This window comes from Streptomyces flavalbus (assembly GCF_042674625.1).
Lineage (GTDB): Bacteria > Actinomycetota > Actinomycetes > Streptomycetales > Streptomycetaceae > Streptomyces > Streptomyces flavalbus.
Window position 1 is genome coordinate 5,130,278 of sequence record NZ_JBHTEB010000001.1, and the last position, 20,157, is coordinate 5,150,434.

The 20,157-nt window shown below is 73.6% G+C and carries 8 protein-coding genes; 4 read left to right on the forward strand and 4 right to left on the reverse strand.

From position 1 onward, the window contains the following. Positions 1-6: 6 nt before the first annotated feature. Entirely contained in the window at positions 7-2,244 is a 2,238-nt protein-coding gene (locus ACFQZ6_RS23250) for an MMPL family transporter (RefSeq protein ID WP_381612090.1), read from the reverse strand. A gap of 316 nt (positions 2,245-2,560) precedes the next feature. Between ACFQZ6_RS23250 and ACFQZ6_RS23255 the strand changes: the two genes are divergently transcribed. Further along, the gene (locus tag ACFQZ6_RS23255; RefSeq protein WP_381612091.1) at positions 2,561-3,469 is read left to right on the forward strand and encodes a hypothetical protein; all 909 of its coding nucleotides are present in this window, start codon (positions 2,561-2,563) and stop codon (positions 3,467-3,469) included. A gap of 10 nt (positions 3,470-3,479) precedes the next feature. Here the strand turns inward: ACFQZ6_RS23255 and ACFQZ6_RS23260 are convergent, their stop codons facing one another. The 3 genes from ACFQZ6_RS23260 to ACFQZ6_RS23270 all read right to left on the reverse strand — a co-directional run bounded on the left by ACFQZ6_RS23260 (position 3,480) and on the right by ACFQZ6_RS23270 (position 14,323). After that, positions 3,480-4,046 carry a hypothetical protein gene (locus ACFQZ6_RS23260; protein WP_381612092.1) on the reverse strand — a complete coding sequence of 189 codons (567 nt, stop codon included), beginning with the start codon at positions 4,044-4,046 and terminating at the stop codon, positions 3,480-3,482. Between the two features lie 56 nt (positions 4,047-4,102). Then, positions 4,103-10,528, reverse strand: a complete 6,426-nt coding sequence (locus ACFQZ6_RS23265) for an RHS repeat domain-containing protein (protein ID WP_381612094.1) — start codon at positions 10,526-10,528, stop codon at positions 4,103-4,105. A 123-nt stretch (positions 10,529-10,651) separates the two neighbouring features. Next, positions 10,652-14,323, reverse strand: a complete 3,672-nt coding sequence (locus ACFQZ6_RS23270) for a LamG-like jellyroll fold domain-containing protein (RefSeq protein ID WP_381612096.1) — start codon at positions 14,321-14,323, stop codon at positions 10,652-10,654. Between the two features lie 370 nt (positions 14,324-14,693). Here ACFQZ6_RS23270 and ACFQZ6_RS23275 point away from each other — a divergent pair, with 370 nt between their 5' ends. The 3 genes from ACFQZ6_RS23275 to ACFQZ6_RS23285 are packed head-to-tail and all read left to right on the forward strand — an operon-like array spanning position 14,694 to position 20,150. Continuing rightward, complete coding sequence (locus ACFQZ6_RS23275) at positions 14,694-15,662, forward strand: hypothetical protein (RefSeq protein ID WP_381612098.1); 969 nt, start codon at positions 14,694-14,696, stop codon at positions 15,660-15,662. Beyond that, on the forward strand, positions 15,662-17,797 hold the full coding sequence (locus ACFQZ6_RS23280; RefSeq protein ID WP_381612099.1) for a protein kinase domain-containing protein: 2,136 nt from the start codon (positions 15,662-15,664) through the stop codon (positions 17,795-17,797). Before ACFQZ6_RS23275 ends, ACFQZ6_RS23280 begins: the two co-directional genes overlap by 1 nt. Positions 17,798-17,810: 13 nt before the next feature. Beyond that, complete coding sequence (locus ACFQZ6_RS23285) at positions 17,811-20,150, forward strand: bifunctional serine/threonine-protein kinase/ABC transporter substrate-binding protein (protein ID WP_381612101.1); 2,340 nt, start codon at positions 17,811-17,813, stop codon at positions 20,148-20,150. Positions 20,151-20,157 lie beyond the last annotated feature (7 nt).

The window sequence follows — 20,157 nt, forward strand, 5'->3', positions numbered from 1 at the left end:
GGCGGCTCAGCGGCGGCCGAGCGGGAGCCGCGGCACCGCCGCGTCCCGTTCGGTCGCGGGGCCCGGGACGCGCCCGCTCAGTGCCTCACCCTCGATGTCCACGTTCGGCAGCACACGGTTCAGGATACGAGGCAGCCACCAGGCCCGGCGTCCCAGCAGGGCCAGGACCGCGGGGGCGATCGCCATCCGGACCACGAAGGCGTCGAAGGCGACGGCGGAGGCCAGGCCGACGCCCATCGTCTGGATGGTCGGGTTGCTCATCCCGACGAACCCGGCGAACACGCTGATCATGATGATCGCCGCGGCGGCCACCACGCGTCCGCTGTGCCGGAACCCGCTGACGACCGCCTCGCCGGGGGACGCGCCGTGGACGTACGCCTCCCGCATCCGGCTGACGAGGAACACCTCGTAGTCCATGGCGAGGCCGAACACGATGCCGATGATGAGGATCGGCATGAGGGACATCACCGGTCCGGTCTGCTCGATGCCGAGCAGGTCCGCCGCCCAGCCCCACTGGAAGACGGCGACCAGGACGCCGAAGGCGGCGCCCACCGACAGCAGGAAGCCGAGCGCGGCCTTGACCGGGACGAGCAGCGAGCGGAAGACCACCGTCAGCAGCAGCACCGCCAGCCCGATGACCACCGTCAGGTACGGGACCAGGGCGTCGGACATGGCCTCGGAGATGTCGATGTTCATCGCGGTGGTGCCGGTGACCAGGACGGCGGCGCCCGTGTCGGCCTCGACGCCGGAGACCGTGTCGCGGATCGTGTGGACCAGGTCCTTGGTCGCTCCGCTGTTCGGGGCGGTGCGCGGGACGGCGGTGAGCACGGCCGTGTCCCCGGTCCGGCTGAGCACCGGGTCGCCGACCGACGCCACGCCGTCCAGTTCCCGTACGGTCCTGGCGACCAGGTCCGTCGTGGCGCGGGGGTCGGACGGCTTCGCCGCCGCCGACATGTCCACTACGACGGTCAGCGGGCCGTTGAAGCCGGGGCCGAAGCCCTCCGACAGCAGGTCGTAGGCGCGGCGCTGGGTGGTCTGCGTCGACTTGGACTCGTCCCCGGGGAGACCGAGTTCGAGGCCCAGGGCGGGTGCGGCGACGACGCCGAGGCCGAGTCCCGCGGTCAGGAGTACGGCGGCGGGGCGGCGGAGTACGAAGCGGGCCCAGCGGGCGCCCAGCCCTCCGGGGCGGTCGGCGGCGGTGGGCGTGGGGTGCCCGGTGGCCTTGCGGGCGGCGCGGGACAGGACCCGGCGGCCGAAGAAGCCGAACAGCGCGGGGACGAGGGTCAGCGCGACGAGTACGGCGAGGGCGACGGCGCCCGCGCCGCCGAGGCCCATCTTGGTGAGTTCCGGGATGCCGACGACGCCCAGCCCCACCAGGGCGATGAACACGGTCGCACCGGCGAAGACGACCGCGGACCCGGCCGTGCCCACCGCCCGGCCGGCGGCGTCCTCCGGGTCGCGGCCCCGGGCGCGTTCGTCGCGGAAGCGGGAGGTGATGAAGAGGGCGTAGTCGATGCCGACCGCGAGGCCCAGCATCAGGGTCAGGATGGCGACGGTGGACGTCAGGCCCAGCGGGGCGGCCAGCGCGGAGACCAGGCCGAAGGCGATGGCGACGCCCACGAAGGCGGTCAGCAGCGACAGTCCGGCGGCGACCAGGGAGCCGAGGGCGAGGACCAGCACCACCGCCGCGACGGCCACGCCGACCAGTTCGGTCGTGCCGCCCAGCGCCTCGTCGGCGTCGAGGGCCGAGCCTCCGATCTCCACGGTCAGACCGGCGTCCCGGGCCTGGTCCGCGGCGTCCTCCAGGGCGGTCTTCGTCGGCTCCGTGAGGTCCACGGCGTCCGCGGTGTAGGTGATCGTGGAGTAGGCGATGGTGCCGTCCGCGCTGACCGCGCCGGTGTCGTAGGGGTCGGTGGCCGACGCGACCTGGTCGCCGTCGGCGAGCGAGTCGAGGGTGTCCTCGACGACCGTCCGGTGCTGTGCGGCCGTCATCCGCTGGCCGTCCGGGGCCTGGAACACCAGGCGGGCCTCGGCGCCCTGGGCGTTGGCCTGGGGGAAGCGCTCGTCCAGCAGGTCGAACGCCCGCTGTGACTCGGTGCCGGGCATGGAGAGGTCCTCGTCCTCCGCGGCGGGGGCCACGGCGGCGGCGACCACGGCCAGCAGCAGGGCCGTCAGCCACACACCTCCCACGAGTCGACGGCGCCGGAACGCCCACCGTCCTAGCCGGTAGAGAATTGTCGCCATGTACTGATCACTCCAGACGCCGGGGGCGGGAAGGGGGCGGGATGGGAAGGGCGGGTTTCCGCCGCGCCCTTCACCCTTCCTTCCGGCACCGGGGCGGGGCATCGTCCGCTGCCGCCGTCTTGGTGTGGTGCGGGGGGACCAGATCCCTGGCTGTCCTGGTGCGTACGCACTACCGCGGTCCCACGGCGGCGGTCTACCGGGTGGCGGGGGTGCCCCTCGCGCTCCCCGCGGGTTCCTGGAACCCTGGGGGGCACACGGGAGGGGGAGCGGGATGAGGCATGTGCCTTTCTTTCGGTGGGTGTTGACGGTCGGGTTCGTGCTCTTCGCGTGTTCGGTGGGGCTGTACGCCGCCGGGTCGGAGCTGCCCGAGGCGCGTCAGATCGACCTGATGGTGCTGGAGGAGGAGCCCGACGGGGCGTGTCGGGTTCGCTGGCACGATCCGTACCTGGGGCGGTCCAGGGAAGCCTCCTACCAGTGCGACGCAGGTCGGTCCGACCGGCTCAAGGCGCCGCGGTGGGACGGCAGTCCCTACGGCTGGGACACCGCGTACATGCTCACCGAGGGGCCGGAGCGGGGGAACCTGGAGGAGCTCGCCGACGATCAGGACCTCAAGCTGTCGGACGCCTTCCTGCTGGCGGGGACGCTGCTCGTCGCCGTCGGGCTGGTCGGCGGGAACCTCCGGGCCGTCCCCCGGGTCATCGGCGTACAGGCCCGGCTCGTCCGTCGTGCGACCGAGTTGTCGCAGGCCGCCGCGCGGACGGCCGAGGACTACGCGCGGGCCGTCTCGGCGGTGCGGGAAGCGCGGGGCGGCGACGACCCGCTGCGTGCCGACCGTGGTCTTGGTTCCGAGCTGGTCACCGCCCTGTGGGTGCTGCGCGAGGCGGGGCCGGGCGCACGCGAGACGGCGGCACTCGCGCGCAAGCTCACGCACCGGCTGGACGGACTGCTGGAGGCCGCCGCCCCCGCCGCCGGGCTGCGGACCATGCTGCGGGCTGGCCCGGTCGCCCGGCGCGACGCCGCCGAGGCGGTGGCCGCGCTGCGCCCGCTGCTGGCCGAGGCGGACCGCGGCGGCCTGCGCGAGCGGTTCGCGCAGACCTCGGTCGACCTGCTCCGCGGGCAGGGCGACGACGAGGCCGCCCTCGCGGGCGCGACGGACTTCGCACGGGATCCCGCCGCCTACCGGGAGCTGTTGGCCGAGCTGACGCGGCCTCCCGTCCTTCCGTAAGTCCCGTACGTCACCCGCTGAGCCCCATCCACACCGCGCCCACCGCGGCCGTCACCGCGCACGCGGTGAGGGCGGCGTCGGCGTAGGGGGCGCGGGTCCAGTGGGCCCGGGGTGTGGCGGTGGGGGGTGGGGAGTGGGGGGCGTCGAGCCAGGCGGTGACGGTGCGGGCCGCCTGCTCGCTCGTGCCCCTGACGCGGTCGACCAGCGAGCCGCCGAACGCGAACGCCCCGACCGTGTGGTCCTCGTCGAGCCGTAGCTCCAGGGTTCCGTGGTCGTCGACCTCGGCGGCGGTGATGGCGGACCTCGGGAGGGTGTGGGAGCGCAGGGGGTTGACGACGAGGACGTCGTCCTCGCGCAGGACCACCTTGCAGTTGGCGATCCTGCCGAGGACGCCCGCCAGGGCCAGGTAGACGGGGATGCCCTGCCAGCCGCCGCGGAAGCCGTTCACCGAGGTGACCTTGAGGACGGCCGCCGCCATGCCTATGCCGAGGGCCACCAGGGCGATCCCGCACAGGACGGGCCACGAACGGCGGCGGAGCACGGTGTGGCCCCGACCTGGTGCTGGTGTTCTCGTCATCGTCGCTCTCCTCCGTTCCCGGCCCTCGACGGCGCCTCAGGCTCTCACGGTCGTGTTCAGCACCAGCCCGCCGCCACCCCCGGACTGGACGCGCCCACCCCGCAGAACGTGAGCGAGTTGCCGACGTTGAGGGTCATGTTGGCCTGGGTGGCGCCCCAGTCGACGGTCTTGCGGTAGCCGTAGATCGTGACGTTCTCCATCTCCGAGACGGTCTTGACCCGGGTCCGGGTCACGAAGGCCGAGCCGCGCCAACTGCCCGCCAGGCCGCGGGCCACGCCGCCGCCCGCCAACGTCCACGCGAGGCTCTTGCCCGCCGCGGCGTAGTTCCAGCTCCCGGTGGTCAGGCCGTCGCCGACGAAGGTGGCGCCCACGCCGACCACGCCCGCCACCGTGCAGACGCCCGCCGACACCACCACGCAGGTGCCGAACGCCAGCCCTGGGATGACCCTGTTCTTCCAGCCGTCCCAGGTGGTGAACGTCTCCTTCAGCCAGCCGCCCGTGCCGCGTGCCGCGCCCTTGAGCTTGCCCCAGAAGCCGTCGTCCTTCTTCGGCGCGGGGCCGGGGTTGGTCGGCGGAACCGTCTTGAGCCAGCCCTTCGGGGCGGGCGTCGACGGGAGCTGGATGTTGCGGCGGCCGGGGATGCCGCCGAGGCCGGTGGGCCTGGTGTTGCCCTTGACCAGCGGGGGTCGGCTGCCGCAGCGGCAGGCGCGGACCGGGCCCTCGGAGTTGCCGGACTTCTTCTTGCTGGTGCTGACCGGGATGCCGCCCCGGCACGTGATGCCGTACTTCTGCGGCTGCTGGCACTCGGGGACGCCGAGCCCGGACGGGTCGGCGACCGTCGCCGGGTTCTGGACGGCGTAGCTGTAGCCGTTGAGGGTCTGGTTCACGCCCGTCTGGAGGAGCGGGTCGACGCTGATGAACTGGCCGATCACCGGGTCGTACTGGCGGGCGCCGACCGAGGTGAGGCCGGTGCCGGGGTCGGTGGTCTTGCCCAGGAACCCCTTGTCGTCGGGCCAGGCCGTGCCGGTGGCGGTGCCGCGCTCGGCGCCGAACGGCGTCAGGTAGCGGCGGGAGTACGCCTGGTCGGTGGCGTCGATGGCGAGGGACGCGGTGCCGTGCTCGTCGGCGACCAGGTAGCTGAGCTGGCTGCCGCCGCCCTCGTTGGAGCGGACGGCCACCGTCAGATCGTCGGAGCCGTAGTGGCGCTGCGCCCAGGTGGTGCCGTCGGCGCGCAGGTGGAGTTCGGTGGCGCCCGCGTACAGGACGCGTTCGCCGCCCGCGGTGGCGCGGATCAGGAGGGTGCCGTCGGCGCCGTAGAGGTAGTCGGTGGTCTTGGAGTTCTCGGTGAGGGTCGCCAGGCGGTTCTCGTCCGACCAGGTCAGGGACTGGGGTGTCGTGCCGTCGGCCCGGGTGGTGGTGTTGCCCGCGCTGTCGACGTCGTAGGCGCGGTCCGGGGTGGTGCAGTTGGCGGTCTTGCTGGTGCCGGTCAGGGCGTGCGGCTGGGCCGTCTTGGTGTAGCAGTACGTCGTCCTGGTGGTGGCGGCGCTGGTGTGGGCGGTCTCCGAGGTGCGCTGGCCAGCGTCGTTGTAGGTGTAGCTGGTCCAGTACGGGGCCCGGCCGCCGAGGGTGCTGGCGCTCGGGGCGTCGGAGCAGTTCTGGGACGCGGGCGTCCACGCCGCGGTCAGACGGCGGTGGCCGTCATGGGTGAAGCACTGGGTCTCCGGCGCGGCGGTGCCGCCGAGGGTGCTGGTGTCGGCGATGGAGGTGACGTTGCCGGACTGGTCGTAGGTGTAGAGGAGGTTCTGGAGCTTGTAGGGGTGGGTCTGGTCGGTGACGTGGCTGCCGAGGAGCCGTCCGGTGCCCTCCTCCCAGGTGTTGGTGACGTACGCCTTCTTGTGGTCCTCGGTGTTGGCGGTGCCGAGGACGACCTGCCGGGCCTCGCCGAGGGGGGAGTAGTCGACGTCCAGGAGGTAGCCGGTGCTGCCGCCCAGCGAGGTGAGCTGACCGGTGCCGGTGTAGCCGTAGTCGATGATCTCCGAGGGCAGGCCGCCGAGGGCGGGTTCCCTGGCGCTCTGCAGGCTGCCGTCGATGTTGTAGGTGGTCTCGAACTGGACGGTGGCCGCGCCCGCCCCGGCGAGCGGGTCGGAGGCGGGCAGGGTCAGTTCGGTGGTGGTGGGGCGGTTCATGCTGTCGTAGGCGGTGACGGTCTCGGTGTACGCCTTGCCCGCCTTGCCGCCGACGTAGCGGATGCTGGCGTCCGCCTCGCCCTTGAGGAGCCCGTCGTAGGTGTAGGCGGTGAGCTGGTTGGCGTCGGTCTTCGAGCCCTTCCAGGTGCCGGTGGTGCGGCCGAGGGCGTCGTAGCCGGTGATGACGGACCGGCCCCGGGAGTCGGTGGTCCGGGTGGGGCGGTCCATCTTGTCGTAGGCCATCTCGGTGAGGCCCTTGTCGGGGTCGTCGGCGGTGGTCTTGCGGCCGAACAGGTCGTAGCCGTAGGTCCACTTGGCGCCGTCGGGGCCGGTGACCTGGGTCTGCATGTCGTCCAGCGTGTACTGGAAGCGGGTGCTGGTGTACGAGGCCGTGCCCGCGCCGCCGCCGTACTGCGGGTCGGCCGGGCTCGGGCCCGCGTACTCGCGGGTCTCCACGGTCCGGTCCCGGGCGTCGGTGATGGTGCGGGTCGCGGAGCCGCCCTGGACGGCGCTGGTGGCGGTGGAGTCACCGGTGTGGGTGGTGGTCGTCGACCACTTCCTCACCCCGTACACGTACAGGGTGCTGCTGATCTCCCGCTCGGCGCCGTCGAAGACGGTCTCGGTCTGCCGGGGCGCCTCGCCGTACTCCTCACGCGTGTACGTGCCGTTCGGTGCGCTGGTGCTGTCGAAGATGTCCTCGTACTTCTCGTACTCCAGACCGCGCGTGTCATAGCGGGTGTCGGTGAGGACGCGGCCGCCGACCGGGGTGGGGGACTGGGTCTGGATCGGGCGCATCATCGAGTCGTAGAACTCGTAGGTGGTGTTGTACGTCTCGCCGTCGCGCTTGAGGGTCGCGGTGGAGACGTACGACGGTTCGGTGGCGCTGACGCGGTACGCGTACTTGGTGCTGGCGCCGTAGCCCGCGGCCCGGTTGCGGTTGGGCTGCCAGACAGCGGTGAGCCGTCCGAGGGCGTCGTAGGTGGTCTCGGTCTTCTTCAGGTTGGCGTCGTACACCCGCAGTTCCTGGCCGTGCCGGGGGTCCAGGAAGGTGGTGATCTTGTGGCCGAGCGGGTTGGTGACGACCGTCTTGGTCAGCGGGCCCGCGGTGGCCGGGGTGTAGGCGGTGTTGGTGGTGTTGCCCTCGGCGTCGGTGACGTCGACGGGGCGGCCCAGGGCGTCGTACGTGGTGGCCGTGGTGCGCTGCCAGCCGGTGGCCGGGCGCAGGCCGTCCGCGCCCGCGGTGGCGGAGTAGCCGGAGACCCGGCCGGTCCAGGTCGCCGCGCCCCTGGTCGGGGTCTGGGCCGCCGTCCAGGTGGTGGCGGACGGGTCGTCGTAGACGGTGGCGGTGTCGGTGAGGACGTCACCGCGGGAACCCGAGGACGCCGGGAGGTCCAGGCTGGTGTCGGCGACCGAGCAGGACTGGCCGACGGTACGGGTGCGGGAGACCAGGTCGGTGATCCCGGCCGTGGCGTTGCGGGCGTACCAGGTGCGGGTGCAGGTCTGGTCGCCGCCCTTGCCGACCTCGCCCGAGTCGTCGACGGTGACCGGCATCCCGTAGTCGTCGAAGGTCGTGGCGACCGTGCGGGCGCGCCAGGTCTGCGAGCCGGTCAGATAGGTGTGGGTGGTGGACTTCGCGGAGCGTACGTAGCGGGCCACGTGGTCGGGGGCGTCGGGCGCGGTCTGCCGTGCCGTCTCCTTCGACCACGGCTCGTTGACCTCCACCGTGATCGGCGTCGCACCGTCGTAGGTGACGTGCTCGCGGCGGGTGCCCGCGTACTGGTCGCTGTCGGTGATGCTCGCCGCGCCGACCGCCGGGGACGCCAGCGGGGCGAGGGAGACCGAGCGGGTGGTGCCGTCCTTCTTCTTGTCGCCGTCCATGCCCTGCATGTAGAGGGAGACGGTCCTGGAGCGGGTGGTGCCGACGGCGCCGGTCAGGACGGTCACCTCGCGGTAGCCGCGCCAGTCGGACCAGGTGCGCTCCGCCTTCGGGGTGAGCGGGTCGTCGTTGTGGTGCCAGGCGGCGCCCTTGTACTCGTAGGCGTACTCGACGGCGTCGTTGTGCCCCGCCGGGTCGGAGACGACGACGGCCAGCACCCGGTACTTGTGGAACCAGTCCACCGACGCCTCGGAGGAGCCGTTGATGTTCCAGTACCTCGGGTAGCAGGAGCGGGTGTTGGTGTCCTCGGCGGCGCCCGTCACCTCACCGCGCACGCACTCCGGCGAGGAGAGGGTGACGGTGGTGATGGAGCCGGTCTCCGAGGTGACCGTGGAGATCCGGGGGCGGGTCAGCGGCAGGATGTCGTCGGTGCCGTCGACGCGGTTCTCCCGCCACTGGTAGGTGAACGTGATCGGGTTCAGGGTGATGGCGGTGTCGTCGGCCTTGCCGGTGCGGCGGATCGACTGCAGCGTCAGGACGTGGTCGGAGGTGTCCCCGATGTCGCCGCCGTCCTGGTACTCCTGGGTGAGCGTCCAGGAGTCCACCGGGTCGTAGGCGCTGGTGGTGGCGTTCCAGGAGGAGGTGGCGACGCTGGTCAGCCGCTTGCGGGAGAAGAACGACGGTCCGGACGCCAGGCAGTCGGTGTCGCCGTCGGTGCACAGCGCGTCGAACGGCACGTCGGGCCAGTTCTTCGCGGTGTCCTTGGTCAGCGAGGAGCAGTCGGCGGCGGTGCAGCGCTCGGCGTGGCCGAAGGTCACCCTGGCGTCGGCGGTGTCGGTGAACAGGGCGCCCTTGCGCAGCCCGTACTTGATCTCCTTGAGGTAGCCGCCGCGCGTGTAGGCGGCGTTGGCGGTGGTCGCCTTGTTCTTCTTGTAGTAGTTCGTCTCCTTGGCGTACCAGTACGTCGACGCGTTGCCGTGGGTGTCCTCGACGTAGTCGAGGTTCCACCGCCACGCCTGGGTGACGGCGCGGTCGCCGAAGGAGTCGCCGTTGCCGTAGCCGGGGTCGCCGGAGTCGTCGCCGAAGACGGGGACGGTCCAGGTGGAGTCGGTGCGCTGGTCGGTGGCGCCGTCCAGCTTGTTCAGGCCGAAGACGTACTTGGTGCCGTCGCCGGTGACGACGGTCCAGTACTCGCCGTTGCCGTCGCCGTTGTCGGCGCCGGTGGAGCGGGTCACCACGGAGGCGTCGTCGTTGGCCAGCCGCCAGGTGCTGTCCCAGGTGCCGGACACCTTCACCAGACGGCTCGCCTTGCCGTTCAGCACGAGCTGGGCGTTGTCGTACTTCCAGCAGGTGTCGAAGACGCCGTCGTGGCCGTCGTCGTCACAGGAGTTGTACGAGCGTTCGATGTACGACTCCGTGACGCTGAAGCCCTCACCGACCGCGCTGCCCTGGTTGTTGGTGGCGGCGGTACGGCCGTCGACGCTGCCCGAGTCGTAGTTCAGGGTCAGCTCGGGCGTCGGTCCGGCCGCGGCGGGCGGCATGGTGAAGTCGTGGCTCCAGGTGAACGTGCCGGAGTTGTCGCCCGCCTCCCAGGACGCGGACTCCGACAGCTCGGTGGCGGAGTAGTCGCCGGAGCCGGACGGGGACTCGCCCGCGCCGGGGTCGGTGGCGGTGACCGCGAACACCGCGGCGTCGGCCAGGGAGACGGTGGCGGTGACGGTCTGGTCGGCGAGGTCGTTGTGCGAGGACGGCAGCGGGGTCGCCGTGCGGCACGCGGACGTGCCGGGGCTGTCCAGGACGCAGGAGGGCAGGCTCACCAGGCGCAGCCGGGAGGCCCAGCCGCCGCCGACCGCGGAGGCGAAGTCGCCGTAGTCGACGGTGAGTTGTGCCCGGCCCGACTCGTCCGCCTCGGCGGTGAGGAGGACGCCGGTGACGCCCGCCTCGCGTGCGGCCCGCTGGTCGAGGACGGTGACGCGGGCCGTGGTGCCGGGGTCGGCGGCGCGGGCGCCCTTGGCGGGGGCGAGGGTGACGGGGAGGCCGCCGGGGGTGGCGCGGGTGCGGTCGGTGGCGGTCAGTTCCAGACGGGCGGCGCCCGGACCCGGCCAGGACGCCTCGCGTTCCGTACGGGCCTCGCGGGCACGCTCGGCGTCCGCCTTCCGTTCCTTGGCGACCTTGGCGCGGGCCTTCCTGGCGCCGGGTCCCTCGACCGCCCTGACCTCGCTGACGCGCTGGTCGGGCAGGTCGGGGCGGCCGAGGGCCTGCTGCGCGGCCTGCGCGGCCGGGGCCACGAGGCCGGTCGGGACGAGGACGGACAGGGCGAGGACGGCCACGGTCGCCGTGACGCCCCGTCTGCCGTCTCGCCGGATGCCGTCGTCTCGTCGTCTGATGCGTCGGGTTGATGTGCCTATGCCAAAAGCCATGCCAGCCGTCCGTCCCTGCCCCGTGGTCCCGTGGTCCCGTGGTCCCGTGGTCCCGTAGTCCGTGAAGGTGAGCCCGTGGTGGGTGCGGCGCCGCCGGTACGAGGCGGCGCCGCACCGGCGTCCTCAGTCGCCCACGCGGGTCTCGATCTGCTCCGGGCTCGCCATCGCCCCCGCCCACAGCCGGACCTCGGAGATCCGGGCGGGCAGGAAGTGCTTCCACGCACCGCCCGTGAAGCCCTTGCCGAGGGCGAAGTCCCCGGTGCCGAGCTGCACGGTGTACGCCTTCGGCTCACCGTTGCGCCCGTAGCCCAGGTAGAGGCTGATCGTGCCGTAGACCGAGTCGTAGATCCCGGTCAGCCGAACCGGGCTGTCCAGCGCCGCCACCTCGTCGGAGACCACCGACGACCAGGTGCCGTCGGCGTTGCGCCGACCGAAGTGCCACAGGCCGACCGGGACCGTGCGCTCCTCCAGCGTCTCCTCGTCGAGGACGGTGTCCTTGCCGGTCAGCTCGTACCAGAAGCCCCAGGCCGACCCGTCCGCCGTGCGCTGGCCCAGCACCTGGCCGGTGTAGCCGACGTCCTTGGCCAGCAGCTTCGCCGAGTCCAGCTCGACGAGGGTGGTCACGGTGAACGGCGCGTGGTCGTACACCAGGGGGCCCGGTGTCGTGGCGGCGTCGTCCACGCCGTCCAGGACGATGGCCTCGTCCGCGAGGGACGCTCCGCCGGTCAGGGTCAGGGAGCGGCCGTAACCGGACGTGGTGTCCGCGACGGTCGTCCCGCTGCCCCGGGCCGCGCTCCAGTCGGCCACCAGCTCGACGCCCGCGTAGTTCTCCGACACCAGCAGCCGGGTCTCGTCCGCGACCTCCTCGTGCGTCAGCACCCGCTGCCAGACGGCGACCTCGTCGATCGAACCGGGGAAGTAGTACGTGGAGTTGCCGCTCGGGAACTTGTAACGGCCGATCTGGAGGCCGCCGTTGGACGCCCAGGAGCTGGTGACCGTCAGGGGCTGGCCCTGCCGACGGCCGTCCACGTAGAAGATCAGCTCGCCCGAGGACGGGTCGTAGCTGGCCGCGAGGTGGGTCCACACGCCGGTCTGGGCCGGGAAGACCGAGTACCGCCCGCGCACGGTCGAGCCGTCCGGGTCGAGCACGCCGAAGAACCACTGCTTGACGTCGGCCAGGTACCAGAGCATGAACGTGTTGCCGTTCGCGCCCGGCTGCGCGAGCACGGAGGCGTTGGTGTCGCCCCGGTCCAGCCGCGCCCACGCCGAGACCGTGTAGGCGGAGCGGGTCTCCAGCGCGGGCGCGCTGGTCTCCGCGTAGCCGGTGGTGCCGTTCAGGGCCAGGCCCTTGTCGGTGACCAGCTCCGGCAGGGGCTGGCCCTCGGCGTCGTGGGTGAGCAGTCCGCGCCGTCCCCGGTCGTCGCGTACGGCGCCGCCGTACAGGGTCGCGTCGTCGTTGCCGTCCGCGGTGGCCGCGTCGACGGCGACGCCGCTCGCCTCGGCGAAGTGCCAGCGGCCGACCGGTCCCTCACCCGAGGCGACCAGGAAGTCCACCACGCCCTGGGCGCCCCAGCGGCCCACGTTGTCCTTGGCGCGGACGTACACGCTGTAGGTGCCCGAGCGGGCCGGGGTGACGCCCTGGGTCACCGTCGAGCCGTTGACCGCCGTGGACCAGGCGTCCGCCGAGGAGAGCTTGTACTGGTAGGCGACGTTGTTGGTGTCGCCGGTGGCGGGCGCGAAGGTGAGCGTGGCCTTCTGGCCGGGGCCGCCGCCCGGCGCGCACGCGGTGTCCGTGCACACGGAGTACGGGCTGGCCAGGGTGATCTTCGGCGCCTTCGGCGCGGTCGGGTCGACCTTGAAGTAGCACCAGCCGGTCGTCGAGGCGTTCGACGGCCCCGACAGGTAGCTGCCGCCGTTGTCGTAGTACGAGCGCACCCACGCCCGGTACCGGTAGAGCTTGCCCTCGGTCAGCGTCGACCAGGACATGGACAGTTTCACCCCGTCGCCCACATAGCCGCTGGAGGGGCGCAGGTCGCCGTTGCCCGCGGTGGTGTCCGACCAGGTGCCGTCGGTGTTCTTGTGGTCGACGTCGAAGTAGATCCGAAGCTGGGCGTCCTTCTCGCCGCCGGACGCGGTCTGGGTGGTGGCCGTGAGGCTCGGGGTCGGGTCCGAGACGACCGCCGGGTCCGACTCGGCCGTCTCGCACACCGTGCCGGTGCCGGTCACCAGGCCGATGCCGGTGGGCTTGGCGGGCAGACCCACGTAGTCGACGGCGAGCACGGCGTCGTTCCTGAACCGCTTCCACGCCGCGGTGTCCGTCTCGTCGTGGGCCTTCAGCATCAGCGTCAGCCGGGAGAACTTGCCCGCCGCGAAGCTCCGCACGGTGGGGGTGAGGTTCTCGTCGGTCTCCTCGGGGTTGTCGTTGAACTCGATCGGCGCGTCCGGGGAGTCCGGGTCGCACAGCGAGCCACGGCCCGCCGAGACGTGCCGGTCACCCATCAGGTCCAGGTGCGTGGGCCGCGACGACCAGGTGGTGGAGGAGGAGATGTTGTTGGTGCGGACCAGGTCCACCCACCGCGGGTCGCACTGGAACGCCCACGGCTCGGTCACCCGGAAGGTGGCGTCCAGCACCTGCTTGCCCTTCAGGCTGGCGGGCGAGAACTCGAAGTACAGCCGCTGCACGTAGCCAGGACCGCAGTAGTAGCCCGACCAGCTCCCGCACTTGCCGACGCCCTTGCCGAGGCCGTCGTCGCCGTTGCTCCACCCGTACGACTCGTAGCCGTCGCTGCGCAGCAGGGTGCGCTCGGACTCGCCCCAGGTCACGGTCGGGTCGATGTAGAGCGGGAAGTCGGCGGCGCCGGTGCCGGTGAGCATCTCCGCGTCCGGGACCACCGTCAGCGCGGACTCGGAGACCTTGACGTCCATGGTGGTGACGTTGTCGCCCGCGGTGGGTTCGGTCTCCGCCGCGAGGTCGGCCTCCTCCGTGGCGGTGGGTGCCTCGCTGGCCTCGCTCAGGGACATGGTCCGGGTGCCGGGGGTCTCCGGTGCCTCGGTGAGGGACGTGGTCCGGGTGCCGGAAGTCTCCGGTGCCTCGGTGCCCGCCGAGTCCCACATCTGCGCGGGCGGTGCCCGGAAGACCCGGTTGCCGTCGTCGTCGACCGCGGTCAGGTTGCCCGCCGCGCCCTTGACGACGTCCAGACCGGTGGTCCCCAGGGCGTAGTCGATCTCCTTCAGCTCCGGTGCCGCGGCGGCCTCGGGCGTCTTGACCACCAGCACGTGGCGGAAGCCCTCCACCGACGCCGTGACCCTGAGGTCGACGCCGGGCAGCACCTCCGGGTACAGCGCGCTGGTGCCGTCGAGTTCGGGCGCGGGCAGCCTGCCCGGCCAGCCCAGCTCCAGGGACCGGCCCTCGGCTGTGATCCTCGCCAGCGGCGTGCCGCTGCCCCCGCCGGAGAACTCCATGTCGACGGCGGCGGCCCTCGGCGCCACGGTCCCGTCGGCGCGGACCTCCAGGGTGGCGTCGGGTGCCCGCCAGCCGCCGTCGGGCGTCGGGACCCGTACCGGGACCGCCGACTCCTCCAGGGTGAAGGTGAACCCGTCCGGGTTGGCGTAGACGGTCGTGCGTTCCGACCGCTCCCCGACGACCTCGACCCGCTGGCCCGACTCGGCGGCCTCGGCGAGCGCCTTCTGCCCCTCCGACAGCGGCGGTTTGACCTCGTCCGCCGCCGCGGCCTGGGCGAGGGGCGCCCAGGCGGGCAGCCCCACCAGGACCGCCGCCGCGGTCGCCGTGGACACCAGTGCCCGTATCCGTCCGCCCCGTCCGCCGCCGAAGCGGCGCACCCGTCTCACGCCCACGACCCCACCCCAGAGTTCACGAAGTCCCCACCACAACTTTTGCTCGGGGCAACATTTGCCATGGACATGTAAAGAAAACGTCACGTGATCAAACCGTGACGTGAGAGACGGGTGGGACGGGAGGGGCGACGGCCGCGCGGTTGGCCCCCCTTCATCTCCCCGTGTCTTCCGAACTCACCTGCGCTCAGCGAGAGTTGGGCCGTACTGGCGTCCGGGGGGGCGGAACCGCGGGGGACCCCCGGGGCATCGGTACCGGCATGGGGCGGCTGCCGACCGCGGTCGTCGGGGAACCGGAAGAGGGGGTGAGGACGTGGAGCGCACACGGGTGCTCGGCGTCTGCTGCGCCTTGGCGGTGTGCGGGGCGCTGACGGCGGGGTGCACGGACGGGGACGGTGCCAAGGGCGGGTCCAGCGGCACGGCCAGCGGGTCCCCACGGGCGAGCGCGTCCGCGGCACCCGGCGCCGAGGCCGAGCCGCGGCCCGTCACGGCGCCCACCGTCGAGGCCGATCCGGCCAAGCTGCCCGGCACCGCGGCCGAGGCGCGGGCGCTCATCCGGAAGGTGCTGGGCGGGCCGGAGATGTTCGGTTCCAAGGCGGTGCGCGGGACACCGTACGAGAGCGATCCGAGCCGTTGGGCGGTGCTGGGCGAGGACTGCGTGTGGCAGCGCGAGGAACTGCCCGACGACGTACTCGCCACCCTGACCCGGCACTACGTCGTGCCCGCCGCGGGGAAGAAGGGGGAGGCCCGGATGTCGGCCACCGTCACGGTGCACCGCACGGCGCTGGACGCGGCGTGGGAGCAGGCCGGGATGCTGGAGGAGGCCCTCGGCTGCGAGGAGCAGACCCTGCGCGAGGGGGAGCGGCTGACCGGGCTCACGTCGCAGGCGCAGGCGGGCGGCGAGGGGGCCAACAACCACAGCGACGACATGCTGTACGAGACCGGCGAGTGCGTCAGTGACACCCGCGGCGGGCCGTATCCGTACTGGTGGAACCAGTTGCAGCTGGGGCCGGTGGTGGTCAGCACCTCGGTGTGCGGGGGCCGGGGGCAGGACGAGGACGAGCTGAACACCCTCGCCGGGACGGCCGGGCCGATGATGATGGTCCGGGTGCAGGACGCGATCGGACGGCCGGTCGAGGACCCGGGGGAGGACTCCAAGAAGTCGGAGAAGTCGGAGAAGTCGACGGGGTCGACGGGGTCGACGGGGTCGACGGAGTCCAAGGACGCCGAGGCCACCAAGGACGCCGGGGACTCCTCGGCCGCCGGGGACGGGGGCGCCTGATGGAGCGGCTGCTTCCCAGCGATCCCTCGCGGCTCGGCGGCCACCGGCTGCTGGGGCGGCTCGGCGCGGGCGGGATGGGCGTGGTGTACCTCGCCCGCACGGAGGACGGCGGGGACCTCGCCGCCGTCAAGGCGATCCAGCCCGAGTACGCCGACCAGCGGGAGTTCCGGGCCAGGTTCCGGCGTGAGGCCGCCTCCGCGCGGCGCGTGGAGAGCCCGTGGGTGGTGCCGGTGCTCGGCGCCGACACCGAGGCCGAGGTGCCGTGGCTGGCGACCGCGTTCGTGCCCGGACCCTCGCTCGCCGAGGCGGTCGTCGCCTGCGGGCCGCTGCCGGGACGGGCGGTGCGGGTGCTGGGCAAGGTGCTGGCGCGGGCGCTGGCCGCGGTGCACTCGGCGGGACTCGTGCACCGGGACGTCAAGCCCGGCAACGTCCTGCTCGCCCCCGACGGCCCCCGGCTGATCGACTTCGGCATCGCCCGGCCCACGGCGGCCGAGGAGACCGCGCTGACGGCGGAGAGCCTGGTGGTCGGCACCCCCGGCTTCCTCTCCCCGGAGCAGGCGCGCGGGCAGCGGGTCGGCCCGGAGAGCGACGTGTTCTCGCTGGCCTGCGTGCTCGCCTACGCCGCCACCGGACAGGCGCCGTTCGGCACGGGGGCCGACGTCGTTGACGCGTTGCTGTACCGCACCGTCCACGACGACCCGGAGCTGGACGCCGTACCCGACCCGGAACTGCGGGAGCTGCTCGGGCGCTGTCTCAGCAAGGAGCCGGGGGACCGGCCCTCGGCCGCCGAGGTGGACGAGGCGCTGGTGGAGGACGCCCCCGAGGGGTCCATCGGCTGGCTGCCCGACCCGGTGGTCGCGATGGTCGCCGCGCGGGCCGCCGAGATGCTGGCGCTGCCCGGCATCGAACCGACCCAGCTCTCCGACGACGGACCGAAGGCGCCCGGCCGCCGCCGGGTGCTCGCGCTCGGCGCGGGCGGCGCGCTGCTGCTGGCGGCGGGCGGCGGCGCGGGACTGTGGGCGGCGCTGAGCGGGGACGACGACGGGCCGCCCGCGGCCCGGCCCTGGACGATCGGGCTGCACGCCGACCTCAGCGGACCGCGGCGGCGGGCCGGACAGGCGCAGGAGCGGGCCGCGCGGCTGGCCGTGGCGGAGTTCAACGCCCGGGACGACAGGGCCTTCGACCTCGAACTGCGGGTGGCCGACGACGGCGGCGACCCGGTCCGCGCCCGGCAGGTGGCCCGGGACCTGACCGGCGACCGCGCGCTGCTCGCCGCGATCGGCCCCACCGGCTACGACTCCGCCGCTGCCGCCCTGGAGATCTACAACGCCGCCGGACTGCCCCTGCTGACCGTCTCCGAGACCTCGACCAGCGCCACGGTGTCGACCCTGATCCAGACCAAGCGCTACTTCCAGACCGCGCCCGTCGCCGCGTACGGCGCCTACACCACCGTCACCACCCTCGGCACCCAGGGGTCGTTCCGCCCCGGTCTGCTGGTCGACCGCGCGGGCGGCATCATCGGCATGGAGTACGTGCTCATCGCCCGGAGCGCCGCGACGACCGTGCGGCTGAACCTCTACACCCGGGTCGTGCCCGCAGCCGCCCCCGACGTGACGTCCGTCCTCGACGACATGCTGGACCACGGCATCGACGGCTTCTACTACACCGGCACCGCCGAACGCGCCGCCACGGTCGCCCGGGCCCTGGCCGAACGCGGCTTCACGGGGCCGCGGTTCCTCGACGCGGACTCCGCCACCGCCGACTTCACCGCCGCGGCGGGCGACGCGGCGGACGGCTGGCAGACCCTGACCTCGTACATCCCGCCCGACGCCAAGTCCGTCCGCGCCTTCGCCGCCGCCTACCGGAAGCGCTACGGGGACGCGCCGGGCGTCTGGGCGGCCGAGGCGTACGACACCACCTGGCTGCTCGTCAACCGGCTCTCCGCCCTCGCCGCCGAGGGCGACGGACGGCCCAGCCGGGCCCGGATCGCGGACGCCGTCGCCAAGGCCCGCTACCAAGGGAAGGTCGCCACCTACGAGTTCAACGACAGCAACCGGCTCAAGGCCAACACGGTCCACCACTTCCGCGTCGACGGCGGGCGGTTCGGCTACGTCGGCCCGGTGAACGCCACGTGACGGCGGGAGCGGTATGCGCGCGCTGAGGGCCGACGACCCCGAGACGCTGGGCGGGCACCGGCTGCTGGCCCGGCTCGGCGCGGGCGGCATGGGCACCGTCTACCTGGCCCGCACTCCGGACGGTGCGCTGCGGGCGCTGAAGATGATCCGCGCCGAGTACGCGGCCGACCCGGCGTTCCGGGCCCGGTTCCGCCGTGAGGTGCGGCTGGCCAGCGGGCTCGACGGGCGCTGGGTGGTGCCGGTGACGGCGTCCGACACGGAGGCGCGCGAGCCGTGGCTCGCCACCGACTTCGTGCCGGGCCCCGCCCTCACCGAGGCCGTGGACGGGCACGGTCCGCTGCCCGCGGCCACCGTCCTCACCCTCGGCGTCCGGCTGGCGGCGGCGCTGACCGAGGTGCACGCGGCGGGACTGGTCCACCGGGACGTCAAGCCCGGCAACATCCTGCTCGCCCGGGACGGGCCCCGGCTGATCGACTTCGGCATCGCCCAGGGCGCCGGGACCACCGCGCTCACCGCGCCCGACGCGGTCATCGGCACGCCGGGCTACCTCTCCCCGGAGCAGGCGCGCACCTCGGGGGGCGCGGTGGGGCCGCCGAGCGACGTGTTCTCCCTCGGCTGCGTGCTGGCGTACGCGGCGACCGGACGGCGGCCGTTCGGCACCGGCGACCCGGCGGCGGTCCTGTACCGCACGGTCCACGAGGAACCGGACCTGACCGGCCTGGACCGCGCGCTGCCGCCGCCGGCGTGCGCCGTGGTCAGACGGTGCCTGGCCAAGGAGCCCGAGGGGCGGCCCACGGCGGGGGAGGTGCGGGACGTGCTGCGGGGCTGGGGGCCGCCGGGGCGCGGGGCGGGCGGGTCGGTGCCCGCGCCCACGGTCACCGCCAGGCCCGAGCCCGCGGCGTCGGCGGCGTCTGCTTCGGGCTCTGGGCCCGCCCCCACGTCGGCGCCCCCCGGTGCTCCCCGGGGCCCGGCACCGGAGGGCGACTGGCTGCCCGCCGACCTGCTGCGCCTCGTGGCCGAGCGGTCGGCGCGGGCGCTGGTGCCGCCGCCCCGGGCGGAGCCGCCCACCCGGGCCGGGGACGGGTCCGGGGAGGGGTCAGGGGACGGGCCACGGGTGGGGCCGTCGGCCGGGACCTCGCGGCGGCGGGTGCTGGCGGTCGGCGGTTCGGTGGCCGCCGTGGTCGCCACCGCCGGGGCCGCCGTCCTGCTGTCCCGGCGCGGGACCCCGGCGGGCGGCGGCTCCTCCGGGGACCTGCCGACCCACACCCTCGCCCTGCACGCCGACCTCAGCGGCCCCGGGCGGGGGACGGGCACGGCGCACGAGCACGGGGCGCGCCTCGCCGTCGCCGCGCACAACGCCCGCCCGGACGCCGCGTTCCGGCTCGCCCTGACCACCCACGACGACGCGGGCGACGCGGCCCGCGCCAAGCGGGTCGCCCGCCAGGTGCTGGACGACTCCCGGGTGCGCGCCGTCCTCGGGCCCACGGCGACCGCGACCGCGGAGGCCGCGGCGCCGCTGTACGGGGCCGCCGAGCTGCCGGTCGTCCTCGTGTCGGTCGACACGGAGGCGACCACCCTGTCCACCAGCGAACTGCGCACCCTGTGCGTGACCCGGGCGAACGGCGCCCACCGCCACCTGGCCCTGCTCGACTACCTGAGCCGGGTACGGCGCTCCGAGCGCACCGCCGTCATCGAGGACCGGGCCTCCGGTGCGGTCGCCTGGGACAACGCCCGCCAGATGGAGGCCACGCCACCCGCCGAGGGCACGGCCACCGCCTACCCGGTGGCGGCCGACGAGGGCTTCCGCTCCGCCGTCCGCGCCGCGCTCGCCGACCGGCCGCAGGGCGTGGTGTTCGCCGGTGCCTCACCGCGCCGCGCCGCCGCCTGCGCCCGCGCGCTCGCGGCCGAGGGCTTCACCGGGCCCCGCGCCGCGTACGAGCCCGTGATGCGGCCCGCGTTCCTCACGGAGGCGGGCGACGCCGCCGAGGGCTGGGTCTTCGGAGCCCCCTACACCGCACCCCAGTCGGCCACCTCCAAGGCCGCCAGGGCGTTCACCGCCGCCCACCGCCGCCGCTACGGCGACGATCCCGGCCGCTGGGCCGCCGAGGCGTACGACGCCGTGCACCTGGTGGCCCGTACGATCGCCGCCCTCGGCGGGGAATCCGACGTCGAACCCGGCAGGATCGCCGAGCGGATCTTCCGCGTCTCCCACGACGGCGTGGCCAAGCGGCTCAGCTTCAGCCAGGACAGGACCCAGGTCCTGGCACCCCTCGGCACGAACTTCCTCTACCAGGTCCGCGACGGCGCCTTCCGCCTCCTGGGGCGGCACGACGAGGTCAAGGACGCGGACTGAGCGCCGA